Consider the following 12943-nt stretch of genomic DNA (forward strand, 5'->3'; position numbering starts at 1 on the left):
GATGCTAGTGCGTGGAGGGTCCAGCCGACCCGAATTGCAACACGTTCTAGTCTTGCCCCATGAGTGACGACCTGTTGCGCAACCCGACCCACAACGGCCACCTTCTGGTGGGGGCGCTCAAGCGCCACAAGAACCGGCCGGTCCTGTTTCTCGGCGACACCACGCTGACGGGTGGTCAGCTGGCCGAGCGGATCAGCCAGTACACGCAGGCGTTCGAGGCGCTGGGCGCCGGCACCGGTGTCACCGTCGGGCTGCTGTCGCTCAACCGCCCCGAGGTGCTGATGATCCTCGGCGCCAGCCAGACCCAGGGCTATCGGCGCACCGCCCTGCACCCGCTCGGCTCGCTCGACGATCACGCGTACGTGCTCACCGACGCCGGGGTCAGCTCGCTGATCATCGACCCCAACCCGATGTTCACCGAGCGCGCGCTGGGCCTGCTGGAGAAGGTGCCGTCGCTCAACCAGATCCTGACCATCGGCCCGGTCCCCGAGGCGCTGCGGGGGGTGGCCGTCGATCTGTCGGCCGAGGCGGCGAAGTACGAGCCCAAGCCGCTGGTGGTCGCCGACCTGCCGCCGGACAACATCGGCGGCCTGACCTACACCGGCGGGACCACCGGCAAGCCCAAGGGCGTGATCGGGACCACCGGCAACATCGCCGCCATGACCGCCATCCAGCTCGCCGAGTGGGAGTGGCCCGAGCACCCCCGGTTCCTGATGTGCACGCCGCTGTCGCACGCCGGCGCCGCGTTCTTCACGCCCACGGTGGTCAAGGGCGGTGAGATGGTGGTGCTGAGCAAGTTCGACCCGGCCGAAGTGCTGAGAGTCATTGAAGAGCAACGGATTACGGCGACGATGCTGGTGCCGTCGATGCTCTACGCGCTGATGGACCACCCCGATTCGCACACCCGCGACCTGTCGTCGCTGGAGACCGTCTACTACGGCGCCTCGGCGATCAACCCGGTGCGCCTGGCCGAGGCGATCCGGCGCTTCGGTCCGATCTTCGCCCAGTACTACGGGCAGTCCGAGGCCCCGATGGTGATCACCTACCTGGCCAAGGCCGACCACGACGAGAAGCGGCTGACCTCCTGCGGGCGTCCGACGCTGTTCGCCCGGGTGGCGTTGCTGGGCACCGACGGCAAGCCCGTGCCGCAGGGCGAGCCGGGCGAGATCTGCGTCAGCGGACCGCTGCTGGCCGGCGGCTACTGGAATTTACCTGACGAGACGTCGAAGACTTTTAAAGACGGCTGGCTGCACACCGGCGACATGGCCCGCGAGGACGAGGACGGCTTCTACTTCATCGTCGACCGGGTCAAGGACATGATCGTCACCGGCGGCTTCAACGTGTTCCCCCGCGAGGTCGAGGACGTCATCGCCGAACATCCGTCCGTCGCGCAGGTGTGTGTGGTCGGCGCGCCCGACGAGAAGTGGGGCGAGGCCGTCACCGCCGTGGTGGTGCTGCGCGCCGACGCGTCCCGCGACGACGCCGCGGTCGAGACCATGACCGTCGAGATCCAGACCGCGGTCAAGGAGCGCAAGGGGTCGGTGCAGTCGCCCAAGCGGGTGGTGGTCGTCGACGCGCTGCCGCTGACCGGGCTGGGCAAGCCGGACAAGAAGTCGGTCCGGGCGCAGTTCTGGGAGGGCGCCGGCCGCGCCGTCGGCTAGGCCTTAGCCGCGATGCCGGCCGCCAACAGGTCCAGCATGCGGGCCGTCTGCTCGGGCGAACCGGTGACCAGGAAGATGCCGATCAGGCTGGACACCACGTCCTCGGCGTGGACATCGGGACGCAGGCTGCCGTCGTTTGCGCCCGCACGCAGCAGCGTGTCCACGGCGCCGACGATGCTGTCCCGGGTCTGGCTGGGCTGCAGGGCGCCGGAGTCGAAGATCGCATGCAGCGACTCCGCCATCCCGCGCTTGGCGGCCACGAAAGCGGCATACCGGTCCATCCAGCGGCGCAGGGCCGTCCTGGGCGGATGGCGCTCGAGCAGCTCTTCGGCCGCCGCCGCCACTTCGGCGAGCTCGGCGCGGTAGATCGCCTCGACGAGGGCCTCCCGGTTGGGGAAATGGCGATAGAGCGTGCCGATTCCGACGCCGGCGTCGCGCGCGATCGATTCCAGCGACACCGGCCGGCCCTCCGCGGTGGCGAACGCCGCGGTCGCCACCTGCAACAACTTCTCGCGGTTGCGGCGCGCGTCGGACCGGGTGGGCGCGGCCAAAGCGGAGGTCCCTCCGTTTCTGCTAGGCTCGGTGCAAGCGGAGGATCCTCCGCATTTCTTACCAGTGTGTCAGACGGGAGCGCCATGACAACCTTTCCCACCGTTGCCCGCGTCGGCTACGGCGCGATGCAACTGTTCGAGGCCACGCCGGAGGACGCGACCGCGGTGCTGCGCCGCGCCGTCGAACTCGGCGTGAACCACATCGACACCGCGTCGTTCTACGGCCCGGGCGAGGTGAACCGCCGGATCCGGGCGGCGCTGGCCCCCTACCCCGAAGACCTCGTCATCGTCAGCAAGGTCGGCGCGCGCTACACCGGCGAGCAGCCGATGCCGCTGGCCGCCGCGCAACAGCCCGCCGACCTGCGCGCCGCGGTCGAGGACGACCTGCGCCAGCTGGGCCTGGACCGTGTTCCCGTGGTCAACCTGCGGCGCATGGACCTCGGGCCTTCTGCGGCCGTCGAGGGCGACCAGGATGTCGACGTCGACGACCAACTCGCCGAGATGATCGCGCTGCGCGACGAGGGCAAGATCGGCGCGATCGGCATCAGCAGCGTGCCGCTCGACGTGGTACGCCGGGCGTTGCCCGCGGGCATCGCCTGTGTGCAGAACGCGTACAGCGTGCTGGACCGCTCGCAGGAAGCCACCCTGGACCTATGCGGGTCCGAGGGCATCGCGTGGGTGCCCTACTTCCCACTGGGCTCGTCGTTCCCCGGCTTCCCGAAGGTCGCCGACCAACCCGTGGTGACCGAGATCGCCGACGCGCTCGGCGTCACGGGCGCCCAGGTCGGCCTGGCGTGGCTGCTGGCGCACGCCCCGAACACGCTGCTGATTCCCGGCACGCGATCCGTCGGGCACCTCGAGGAAAACCTCGGCGCCGCGGACGTCACCCTCGATGCCGATGCGCTGGCCAGGCTGGACGCCATCGGTTCGTTCGAACCCCAGCCCCATGTTGTGGAGTCCCTACAGAGGTAACGTCGCCCCCGTGGGCACCCAAAAACCGATCCGGCCGCCGTGGTGGCTGAAACCGGCCAACAAGGTCTTCATCCAGATGTCGCGGCTGGGAATGAGTTTCGGCGGGGAGAGCCCCGTCGTGCTCACGGTCAAAGGCCGCAGGTCCGGGCGGAACCGGTCGACACCGGTGACCCCGATGACGGTCGACGGCCAAGAGTTCGTCGTCGCGGGGTTTCCCGGCGCCGACTGGGTGGCGAACGCGCGCGCAGCCGGGCAGGCGACGGTGGCCCGCGGCCGGCGCGTCGAAAAGGTGCGGATGGTGGAGTTGGCGCCCGACGACGCGCGGCCGATCCTGCGGGCCTTCCCGACGGAGGTCCCGACGGGCGTCGGCTTCATGAAGCGGGCGGGACTGGTCACCGACGGTCGCCCCGAGGAATTCGAAGCCCTGGCCGGCCGGTGCGCGGTGTTCCGGCTGGACCCGGCGTAGCCATGATGCGGCGTGTGCTGTTGGCGGTGACGCTGGTCGTGGCCGCGTTGGGCATACCCCCGGCACGGTCGCTCGCCACGACGGGCTGCGCTCCCGGCGGTGACCCTCCCCCGTCCGGCGCTGCACAACGCAAGGTCGGTGATCTCGACTGGGACGGCCAGCCGGACACGTTGTGGCTCGGGCAGTTTCGCGACGGCAGCGGCCGCACCAACCGAATCGCCGGCGTCACGACGGCAAGCGGCGCGAACTCCGGCGTACAGATCACCTCGGCGAGCCCAATCCCGTTGAGCGCCTTGGCGATCGATGCCCAGCAGGACGGCCAGCACCAGGTCATCGTCAGCGACGGGCGCGGCGCGTACCTGTACGTGTTCGCCGACTGCCGGCTGCAGGCCGCCGCCGACAATCAGGGCGCGCCGTTCCTGTTCGACCTGCAGGACCTGCGCGGCAACGGCACCGGAATCGGTTGCAGCAACATCGGCGCGCCGGCGCCCGGCCGGCACCTGGTCGGGCTGCGGGCCTCGAACCAGGACGGCCAATGGTCGGTGCGCCGCACCGAGATCAACCTCAACGGCACCCTGGCTACCATCGGAGCGTCCGACACCGTGGCGGCCGCTTCCGCGCAGGACCCCGCGGTGCTCTCGGCGCAGACGATCAGCTGCGGCGACCTCACCATCAGCAAGGACGGAGTTCAACAGCCTTGAGTGACAACCCCTTTGACGCGCAGGCCTGGCGACCCGTCGACGGCTTCGGCGACCTGACCGACATCACGTATCACCGCCACGTCACCGACCCGACGGTGCGGGTCGCGTTCAACCGCCCCGAGGTGCGCAACGCGTTCCGGCCCCACACCGTCGACGAGCTGTACACCGCGCTCGACCACGCCCGCATGTCCCCCGACGTGGGCGTGGTGCTGCTGACCGGCAACGGCCCGTCGCCCAAGGACGGCGGCTGGGCGTTTTGCTCCGGCGGCGATCAGCGCATCCGCGGCCGGTCGGGCTATCAGTATGCGAGCGGGGAGACCGCCGACACCGTGGACGCCGCCCGCGCCGGCCGGTTGCACATCCTCGAGGTGCAGCGGCTGATCCGGTTCATGCCCAAGGTGGTCATCTGCCTCGTCAACGGGTGGGCCGCCGGGGGCGGACACAGCCTGCACGTGGTGTGCGACCTCACCCTGGCCAGCCGCGAACACGCGCGCTTCAAGCAGACCGACGCCGACGTCGGCAGCTTCGACGGCGGTTACGGCAGCGCCTATCTGGCCCGCCAGGTGGGCCAGAAGTTCGCCCGCGAGGTCTTCTTCCTGGGCCGGCCCTACACGGCCGAGCAGATGCACCGCATGGGCGCGGTCAACGAGGTGGTGGACCACGCCGACCTGGAGAAGGTAGGCGTGCAGTGGGCGGCCGAGATCAACGCGAAATCCCCTCAGGCGCAACGCATGCTGAAGTTCGCGTTCAACCTGCTCGACGACGGGCTGGTGGGCCAGCAGCTCTTCGCCGGCGAGGCCACCCGGCTGGCGTACATGACCGACGAAGCCGTCGAGGGCCGCGACGCGTTCCTGGAGAAGAGGCCGCCGGACTGGAGCGCGTTCCCGCGCTACTTCTGAGGCGCCCTCGGACGCCCGCCTACACTCCCCCCGTGAGCAAGAGTCCCCTTGGCAGGTTCAGAGACCAGCTGGTGCTGGCGACGATGCGACCGCCCGCCGCGCCGCAGATCCTGGTCAATCGCCCCGCGATCAAGCCGGTCAACCTCGACGGCAAGCGGATCCTGCTGACCGGAGCGTCGTCGGGCATCGGGGAGGCCGGGGCCGAACAGCTGGCCCACGCCGGCGCGACCGTGGTCGTCGTCGCCCGCCGCGGGGACCTGCTCGAGGCGCTGGCGGACCGCATCGCGAAGGCCGGTGGCAGCGCGATACCCATCCCGTGCGACGTCTCGGACATGGACGCGGTCGACGCGTTGGTGGCCGACGTCGACAAGCGCCTCGGCGGCGTCGACATCCTGATCAACAACGCCGGCCGGTCGATCCGCCGGCCTCTGGCCGAGTCGCTGGAACGCTGGCACGACGTGGAGCGGACCATGGTGCTCAACTACTACGCGCCGCTGCGGCTGATTCGCGGGTTCGCGCCCGCGATGCTCGAGCGCGGCGACGGCCACATCATCAACGTCTCGACGTGGGGGGTGCTGTCGGAGGCGTCGCCGCTTTTTTCGGTCTACAACGCCTCCAAGGCCGCGCTGTCGACGGTGAGCCGGGTCGTCGAAACCGAGTGGGGCCGAAAGGGCGTCCATTCCACGACGCTGTACTACCCGCTGGTGGCCACGCCGATGATCGCGCCGACCAAGGCCTACGACGGGATGCCCGCGCTGACGTCCCAGGAGGCCGCCGAGTGGATGGTCACCGCGGCCCGTACCCGCCCGGTGCGGATCGCGCCGCGCATGGCGATCGCCGCCAAGGCGCTGGACACCTTCGGCCCTCGCTGGGTCAACACGCTCATGCAGCGCCAAACCATCCAGCCCAACCGTGAAGCCTGACGTGATAGACACGAGGCTATGGAGATCCTGGCCAGCCGTATGCTGCTCCGGCCGGCGGACTACCAACGGTCGCTGAGCTTCTACCGCGACGAGATCGGGCTGGCGATCGCCCGCGAATACGGCGCGGGCACCGTTTTTTACGCGGGCCAGTCTTTGCTGGAGCTGGCCGGTTACGGGTCGCCGGACCACTCCCGCGGCCCGTTCCCCGGCGCGCTGTGGCTGCAGGTCCGCGACGTCGCGGCGACCCAGGCCGAACTGGAGGGCCGCGGGGTCCCGATCGCCCGCGAGGCGCGCCGCGAGCCATGGGGCCTGCGCGAAATGCACGTGACCGACCCGGACGGCATCACGCTGATTTTTGTCGAGGTTCCGGGGGATCACCCACTGCGCCGCGACACCCGCGGTGATTGAGGGAACGCGGGGTTAACTAACGGCTAACATCGGAAGACAAGTCGAGGTACACCTGCGTTTCGGCCGTCTCTCCATTCGACAATTTAATCCCCCAACTACCAGAATCAGGCGCTGTGAACATCGATTTGTTCCTCCTCATCATTGTCGTAATCACGGCACTCGCTTTCGATTTCACCAACGGCTTCCACGACACCGGCAACGCGATGGCAACGTCCATTGCCAGCGGCGCGCTGGCGCCCAAGGCCGCGGTCGCGCTGTCGGCGGTGCTGAACCTGGTGGGCGCGTTCATGTCCACCGCGGTCGCTGCCACGATCGCCAAGGGCCTGATCGACGGGCACATCGTGACGCTGGAACTGGTGTTTGCCGGCCTCGTCGGCGGCATCGTCTGGAACCTGCTCACCTGGCTCCTCGGCATCCCGTCGAGCTCCTCGCACGCGCTGATCGGCGGCATCGTCGGCGCGACGCTCGCCGCGGTCGGCTCGCACGGGGTGATCTGGAAGGGCCTGGTGTCCAAGGTCCTGATCCCGGCCGTCGTCGCCGCGATCCTGGCCATCGTGGTCGGGGCGATCGCGACCTGGCTGGTCTACCGGATCACCCGCGGCATCCCGAACGACCGCACCGAAGCCGGGTTCCGGTACGGCCAGTGGGGCTCGGCCTCGCTGGTGTCCCTGGCGCACGGCACCGGCGACGCGCAGAAGACGATGGGCATCATCTTCCTGGCGCTGATGTCCTACGGCGCGGTCAGCAAGACCGAGTCGTCACCGCCGTTCTGGGTGATCCTGTGTTGCGCCCTGGCGATGGCCGCGGGCACCTACCTGGGCGGCTGGCGGATCATCCGCACCCTGGGCAAGGGGCTCGTCGAGATCAAGTCGCCGCAGGGCATGGCGGCCGAATCCTCCTCGGCCGCAGTCATTCTGCTGTCCACCCACTTCGGCTACGCGCTGTCCACGACGCAGGTCTGCACCGGCTCGGTGATGGGCAGCGGGCTGGGCAAGCCCGGCGGCGAGGTGCGCTGGGGCGTGGCCGGCCGGATGGTAACCGCGTGGCTGATCACCCTCCCGCTGGCCGGGCTGGTCGGGGCGATCACCTACTGGACCGTGCATCTCATCGGCGGCTACCCCGGGGCGATCATCGGCTTCGGGCTGCTGGTCGCGGTCTCCGCCGCCATCTACATCCGGTCGCGGCGGGTCAAGGTCGACCACAAGAACGTCAACGCCGAATGGGAAGGCAGCCTCACCGCCGGCCTCGAAGGCGAGGAACATCCGCCATCCGATAGGGGGTCCAAGGTGGGGTCCGACGACGACACCGTGAGCGCGGGGAACCCGTCATGAGCCACTTCAGCGACTGGTTCAACTACCAGGCCTCCCTGAGGATTTTGGTCTTCAGCATGCTCGCCGGCGCCTTCCTGCCGGGGATGTTCGCCCTCGGTCTGCGGTTCCACGCCGTCGGCGGCGGCCAGGTCAGCCCCGACGGCAGCCCGCCGCAGAAGAACCCGGCGCTGCTGGCCATCGCGTGGGTGATCTACGCGGTGGTGCTCGCGGTGATCCTCTTCGCCCTGCTCTACATCTCGCGCGACTTCATCGCGCACCTGACGGGTCAGGCGTTCTTGGGGGCCAAACCTAAGTAGCATTGAATCGTCCACCAGCCGATCCCCCGCGCGGAGTGAGAGCAACGTGAACGGATTCCTCAGCTCGATTGTTTCGTGGTTGCGCGCGGGATACCCCGAGGGCGTCCCGCCGACCGACACCTTCGCCGTGCTCGCGTTGCTCACTCGGCGGTTGAGCAACGACGAGGCCATCGCCGTGGCCCGAGAGCTGATGGAGCGCGGCGAGTTCGACGACATCGACATCGGTGTGGCGATCAGCAAGATCACCGATGGGCTGCCGTCGGAAGGTGACGTGGAGCGGGTGCGGGCGCGGCTGGCCGAACACGGCTGGCCGTTCGACGAGCCCAGCGACGCCGCGGAGGACCCCGCATAGCTGCGCTGCGCGCGCTGCACGTCGCGTCGGGCTGCGCCGCCCCGCTGTTGCTGCCCGCCCTGGAGCGGGTGCTGGACGGCCGCGATTCCGCGCTGGTCGCGGTGCCGGCCGGCGACGACGCGGTGTCGCGCGGCCTGCGGGTGGGTGAGCCCATCGACGACGACGTGGCCCTGGTGGCGACGACGTCGGGCACCACCGGCGCGCCCAAGGGCGCCCTGCTGACCGCGCGCGCCCTGACCGCCAGCGCGACGGCCACTCACGACCGGCTCGGCGGGCCCGGCTCCTGGCTGCTGGCCTTGCCGCCGTACCACATCGCCGGCCTGCAGGTGCTGGTGCGCAGCGTGCTCGCCGGCTCCGCACCCGTCGAGCTGGATGTCTCCGGGGGATTCGATGTCACCGAATTGCCCTCCGCAATAAGGCGATTGGGACCCGGGCGGCGGTACGCGTCGCTGGTCGCCGCCCAGCTGGCCAAGGCGCTGGCCGACCCGGCCGCCGCCGCCGCGCTGGCCGAACTGGACGCGGTGCTGCTCGGCGGCGGGCCGGCCCCGCGCCCGATCCTGGACGCCGCGGCGGCCGCCGGCATCGCCGTGGTGCGCACCTACGGGATGAGCGAGACCGCGGGCGGCTGCGTCTACGACGGGGTCCCGCTGGACGGGGTGGCGCTGCGGGTGACGCCCGGCGGGCGCATCGTGATCGGCGGCGCGACACTCGCCAAGGGGTATCGCAACCCGGTCCACCCCGACCCGTTCGCCGAGCCGGGCTGGTTTCACACCGAGGACCTGGGCGCCATCGACGGGGCCGGTGTGCTGACCGTGCTGGGCCGCGCCGACGACGCGATCAGCACCGGCGGGCTGACCGTGCTGCCGCAGCCGGTCGAGGCCGCGCTGAGCACCCACCCCGCCGTCGGCGACTGCGCGGTGTTCGGAATTGCCGACGACCGACTGGGCCAGCGGGTGGTCGCGGCGATCGTGGTGCGCCCGGGCAGCGAGCCGCCGGCGCTGGAGGCGCTGCGCGCCCATGTGGCTCGCGCCCTGGATGTCAGCGCCGCGCCCCGCGAGCTGCACGTGGTGGACGCGCTGCCGCGGCGTGGCATCGGCAAGGTCGACCGCGCCGCGCTGTTGCGCCGGTTCGCCGGCACCGACTAATAGGCTGGGCGACCGTGAGGGTCGCGCGACGGGAGTCACTAGCCGTCGCGGTCGCGGCCGCGCTGGTGGCGGCGGCGTTCGGGCTGCCGCGCCTGCATCTGGGCGTCCGGCCGCGGCTGGACGTCACCCAGGAGCGGTTCGGCGCGCGCGCCGGGGCCACGCCCATCTTCGGGCCGTGGGAGATCCACGCCAGCTGGGGAACCGGGCCGGCCATCCTGCTCGCGGCGGCCGCCGTGGTGTGGGGTCCCCGCGTGGCGCAGCGGCTTTCGTGGCGGGCGTTGACGCTGGGCACGTGGGCCACCGCCGGCGTGTGGGCGTTCGCGCTGGCGATGATCGACGGCTGGCAGCGCGGCTTCGCCGGGCGGCTGACCACCCGCGACGAGTACCTGTCGCAGGTGCCCACCATCACCGACATCCCGGCGGCGGTCCGCACGTTCTCCAGCCGCATCGTCGACTACCAACCGAACTCGTGGGTCACCCACGTGTCGGGACACCCCCCGGGCGCGCTGTTGACGTTCGTGTGGCTGGACCGGATCGGGTTGCACGGCGGAGCCTGGGCCGGGCTGCTGTGCCTGCTGGCCGGCTCCAGCGCGGCGGCGGCCGTCGTGATCGCCGTGCGCGCGCTGGCCGATGAACAGACGGCGCGCCGGGCCGCGCCGTTCGTCGCGGTCGCTCCGACCGCGATCTGGGTCGCGGTCTCGGCCGACGGGTATTTCGCCGGGGTCGCGGCGTGGGGCCTGGCGCTGCTGGCGGTGGCGGCGCGTCGCCCCGTCCGGTTCCCCGCGCTGCTCGCCGCGGCCGCGGGCCTGCTGCTGGGGTGGTGCGTCTTCCTGAGCTACGGCCTGATGTTGCTGGGGCTGCCGGCGTTGGCGGTGCTGGTCTCGGCGGCCGATTGGCGCGCCGCGCTGCGCGTCCTCGGCCCGGCGGCGCTGGCGGCGCTGGCGGTGGCGGTGGCGTTCGCCGTCGCGGGGTTCTATTGGTTCGACGGGTATACGCTTGTGCAGCAACGCTATTGGCAGGGCATCGCCAAGGACCGCCCGTTCCAGTACTGGTGGTGGGCCAACCTGGCGTCTGTGGTGTGTGCGATCGGGCTGGGCAGCGTCGCCGGCATCACGCGGGTGTTCGACCGGGCCGCCATTCGCCGCCGCTCCGGCTTCCACCTGGTGCTGCTGGCGATGCTGGCCGCGATTGCCTGCGCGGACCTTTCGATGCTGAGCAAGGCCGAGGTGGAACGGATCTGGCTGCCGTTCACCATCTGGCTCACCGCGGCGCCCGCGCTGCTGCCGGTGCGGTCGCATCGGTTGTGGTTGGCGGTCAACGCCGTTGGCGCCCTGCTGGTGAACACCCTCATCGTCACCAACTGGTAGCGCCCTACCCACGCGGCGTCGGGCACCTCGTCGACCCGGTATTTTCAATGGCTATTGAAATACTGGGCGTTTGACGGCATAGTTCCTTTGCGGACGGATCGATCGGTCGCGCAGCAGGAGGACACTTGACGTCTAAAGTTCCGCCGGCCAAGGTCGCGCGCGCCGTTGAACGGGCCCGCCACCACCTGTCGCGGCTTCGCCAACGCTCCGCCCCGCCCGCGGCGGTGATGATGGAATTGATCCTGAACGCGTGGGTCGCTCAGGCGATCACGGCCGCCGCGGACCTTGGCGTGGCGGACGCCCTGGCGGCCGGCCCGTTGTCCGGCCCGCAGCTCGCTGACCGGGTCGGCGCGGACGCCGACTCGCTGAAGCGGCTCATGCGTGCGTTGATCGGGATCGGGATTTTCCGCCAAGGCAGCGACGGGCGTTACGCACTCAACCCACTCGCGGACACACTGCGCACGGACGCGCCGGTGTCGATGGCCGGGATGGCGAGGTGGGTCGGGTCGCCGCAGCATCGCGAGCACTGGAGCCACCTGACCGACGCGATCCGGACGGGGCAGCCGGTGGTCCCGGCGCTTCGGGGCAAACCGGTTTTCGAATACCTGGCCGGCGAACCGGCGCTGCGCGGGATTTTCAACTCCGCCATGACCAACGTGTCCGAGTTCGCGACCGTGCCCCTGACCGCGGCCTACGACTTCGGTGCGTTCGGCACGATCGTCGATGTCGGTGGGGGACGGGGTCGCCTGTTGGCGGCGATCCTCGAGGCGGCGCCGAAATCGCGCGGCGTGCTGTTTGATCTTCCGGAGGTCGTATCGTTCGCACCGGAGTTGTTGCGCAAATACGGTGTCGACGACCGCGTCCGGATCGAAGAGGGCTCCTTCTTCGATTCCGTGCCGGAGGGAGGCGACGCGTATGTGCTCAAGAACGTCATCCACGACTGGCCCGAGGAAGACGCGGTCCGCATTCTGAAAAACGTCCGCGCCGCTGCACGCAGCGGTGCGCGACTGTTGGTCTGCGAGTTCGTCATTCCCGACCACGACCGCGACTTCCACGGCAACTGGGTGGACATCGAAATGCTGATGGTGGCCGGTGCGCGCGAACGCACTGCGGAGGAGTACGGCCGGCTGTTCGACCGAGCCGGTTTCCGGTTGAAGCGGATAGTCGACACCGTGTCGCCGCTGAGCATCGTCGAGGCGAGCGTGGTGTAGCCGAGGGCTATTTACGACCGCGGGTCCAGCCCCAACTCTTCGGCGGGGGCGGTCAAGAACCGGTGCACCGCGGGCCCCACCAACGCGGCCACCTCATCGACCCCGAGCGACGACAGGGGCGGCACCCTCATGATGTACCGCAGCATCCCGATGCCGACCAGGTTGGTCGCGGCCAGCATCGCGCGCAGTCGCGCTTCGTCGCCGCCGCCCAGCGCGGTGGACACCGCCGTGAGCAGATAGTCGTGCAGGAAGCCGCGAAACGCATCGTTGGCGTCGCCGTTCGACGTCGCCGACTGCACCATCGAGGCCATGCTCGCGGCTGTGTCGGGTTGCTCCCAGATACCGAGGTAGGCCCGCACGACGCGGCGGCCCAAGTCGTCGCCCTTCTCGGCGATCTCGGTCGTCAGCAGGTCCGCCGGCAGCACCAACTTCATCGACTCGCGAAACAACGCCGCCTTCGAGCCGAAGAGGTAGAGGATCATCGCCGGATCAACTCGCGCATCATCGGCGATCGCTCGCAGCGTCGTCTTGTCATAGCCGCGCAAGGCGAACTGCCGCTTCGCCGCCAGAAGGACCACGTCGCGCGACACCGGCCGCCCTTGGCGTCTGCCGCGCCGCTTGATCATTTCGCCTGGTGGCGGCACGTGCGAACCCTATCAT

General features: G+C 70.0%; 15 protein-coding genes. 13 read left to right on the forward strand and 2 right to left on the reverse strand.

The window, feature by feature from the left end:
* The first annotated feature begins 59 nt into the window (after positions 1-59).
* Positions 60-1661 carry a fatty-acid--CoA ligase FadD8 gene (gene fadD8, locus AC5Y2S_RS11105; protein ID WP_499956209.1) on the forward strand — a complete coding sequence of 534 codons (1602 nt, stop codon included), beginning with the start codon at positions 60-62 and terminating at the stop codon, positions 1659-1661.
* Here fadD8 and AC5Y2S_RS11110 read toward each other — a convergent pair.
* Entirely contained in the window at positions 1658-2212 is a 555-nt protein-coding gene (locus tag AC5Y2S_RS11110) for a TetR/AcrR family transcriptional regulator (RefSeq protein WP_499956210.1), read from the reverse strand. The genes fadD8 and AC5Y2S_RS11110 overlap by 4 nt on opposite strands.
* A gap of 84 nt (positions 2213-2296) precedes the next feature.
* Here AC5Y2S_RS11110 and AC5Y2S_RS11115 point away from each other — a divergent pair, with 84 nt between their 5' ends.
* From AC5Y2S_RS11115 to AC5Y2S_RS11170, 12 genes are all read left to right on the forward strand, one after another.
* Positions 2297-3184, forward strand: coding sequence for an aldo/keto reductase (locus tag AC5Y2S_RS11115; RefSeq protein WP_499956211.1), 888 nt, complete (start codon positions 2297-2299; stop codon positions 3182-3184).
* Positions 3185-3194: 10 nt separating this feature from the next.
* Positions 3195-3650 (forward strand): nitroreductase family deazaflavin-dependent oxidoreductase, encoded by a 456-nt coding sequence (locus tag AC5Y2S_RS11120; RefSeq protein WP_499956212.1) that lies wholly within the window; start codon positions 3195-3197, stop codon positions 3648-3650.
* 5 nt (positions 3651-3655) lie between these two features.
* Positions 3656-4351, forward strand: a complete 696-nt coding sequence (locus AC5Y2S_RS11125) for a hypothetical protein (RefSeq protein ID WP_499956213.1) — start codon at positions 3656-3658, stop codon at positions 4349-4351.
* Positions 4348-5250, forward strand: a complete 903-nt coding sequence (locus AC5Y2S_RS11130; RefSeq protein WP_499956214.1) for a 1,4-dihydroxy-2-naphthoyl-CoA synthase — start codon at positions 4348-4350, stop codon at positions 5248-5250. The genes AC5Y2S_RS11125 and AC5Y2S_RS11130 overlap by 4 nt, the downstream gene beginning before the upstream one ends.
* 32 nt (positions 5251-5282) lie before the next feature.
* The gene (locus AC5Y2S_RS11135; protein WP_499956215.1) at positions 5283-6173 is read left to right on the forward strand and encodes an SDR family oxidoreductase; all 891 of its coding nucleotides are present in this window, start codon (positions 5283-5285) and stop codon (positions 6171-6173) included.
* Between the two features lie 18 nt (positions 6174-6191).
* Positions 6192-6581, forward strand: a complete 390-nt coding sequence (locus AC5Y2S_RS11140; protein ID WP_499903213.1) for a VOC family protein — start codon at positions 6192-6194, stop codon at positions 6579-6581.
* Between the two features lie 113 nt (positions 6582-6694).
* A complete protein-coding gene (locus AC5Y2S_RS11145; protein WP_499956216.1) occupies positions 6695-7912 on the forward strand; it encodes an inorganic phosphate transporter in 1218 nt (405 codons plus the stop codon).
* Complete coding sequence (locus tag AC5Y2S_RS11150; RefSeq protein WP_499956217.1) at positions 7909-8208, forward strand: hypothetical protein; 300 nt, start codon at positions 7909-7911, stop codon at positions 8206-8208. The genes AC5Y2S_RS11145 and AC5Y2S_RS11150 overlap by 4 nt, the downstream gene beginning before the upstream one ends.
* 46 nt (positions 8209-8254) lie before the next feature.
* A complete protein-coding gene (locus AC5Y2S_RS11155) occupies positions 8255-8560 on the forward strand; it encodes a DUF3349 domain-containing protein (protein ID WP_499956218.1) in 306 nt (101 codons plus the stop codon).
* 68 nt (positions 8561-8628) lie between these two features.
* Positions 8629-9705, forward strand: coding sequence for an o-succinylbenzoate--CoA ligase (gene menE, locus AC5Y2S_RS11160; protein ID WP_499956522.1), 1077 nt, complete (start codon positions 8629-8631; stop codon positions 9703-9705).
* A gap of 14 nt (positions 9706-9719) precedes the next feature.
* Entirely contained in the window at positions 9720-11072 is a 1353-nt protein-coding gene (locus AC5Y2S_RS11165; protein WP_499956219.1) for a hypothetical protein, read from the forward strand.
* 125 nt (positions 11073-11197) lie between these two features.
* Positions 11198-12283, forward strand: coding sequence for a methyltransferase (locus AC5Y2S_RS11170; protein ID WP_499956220.1), 1086 nt, complete (start codon positions 11198-11200; stop codon positions 12281-12283).
* 11 nt (positions 12284-12294) lie between these two features.
* On the opposite strand, the gene AC5Y2S_RS11175 is transcribed toward AC5Y2S_RS11170, so the two are convergent.
* Entirely contained in the window at positions 12295-12909 is a 615-nt protein-coding gene (locus tag AC5Y2S_RS11175; RefSeq protein WP_499956523.1) for a TetR/AcrR family transcriptional regulator, read from the reverse strand.
* Between the last annotated feature and the right edge of the window lie 34 nt (positions 12910-12943).

Source organism: Mycobacterium sp. NGS69 (genome assembly GCF_059812165.1).

What these genes read in the sequence shown, in the direction of transcription:
- fadD8 (WP_499956209.1), top strand. Translation starts at nt 60, where the DNA reads ATGAGTGACGACCTGTTGCGCAACCCGACCCACAACGGCCACCTTCTG.
- AC5Y2S_RS11115 (WP_499956211.1), top strand. Translation starts at nt 2,297, where the DNA reads ATGACAACCTTTCCCACCGTTGCCCGCGTCGGCTACGGCGCGATGCAA.
- AC5Y2S_RS11125 (WP_499956213.1), top strand. Translation starts at nt 3,656, where the DNA reads ATGCGGCGTGTGCTGTTGGCGGTGACGCTGGTCGTGGCCGCGTTGGGC.
- AC5Y2S_RS11140 (WP_499903213.1), top strand. Translation starts at nt 6,192, where the DNA reads ATGGAGATCCTGGCCAGCCGTATGCTGCTCCGGCCGGCGGACTACCAA.
- AC5Y2S_RS11150 (WP_499956217.1), top strand. Translation starts at nt 7,909, where the DNA reads ATGAGCCACTTCAGCGACTGGTTCAACTACCAGGCCTCCCTGAGGATT.
- AC5Y2S_RS11175 (WP_499956523.1), bottom strand. Translation starts at nt 12,909, where the DNA reads ATGATCAAGCGGCGCGGCAGACGCCAAGGGCGGCCGGTGTCGCGCGAC.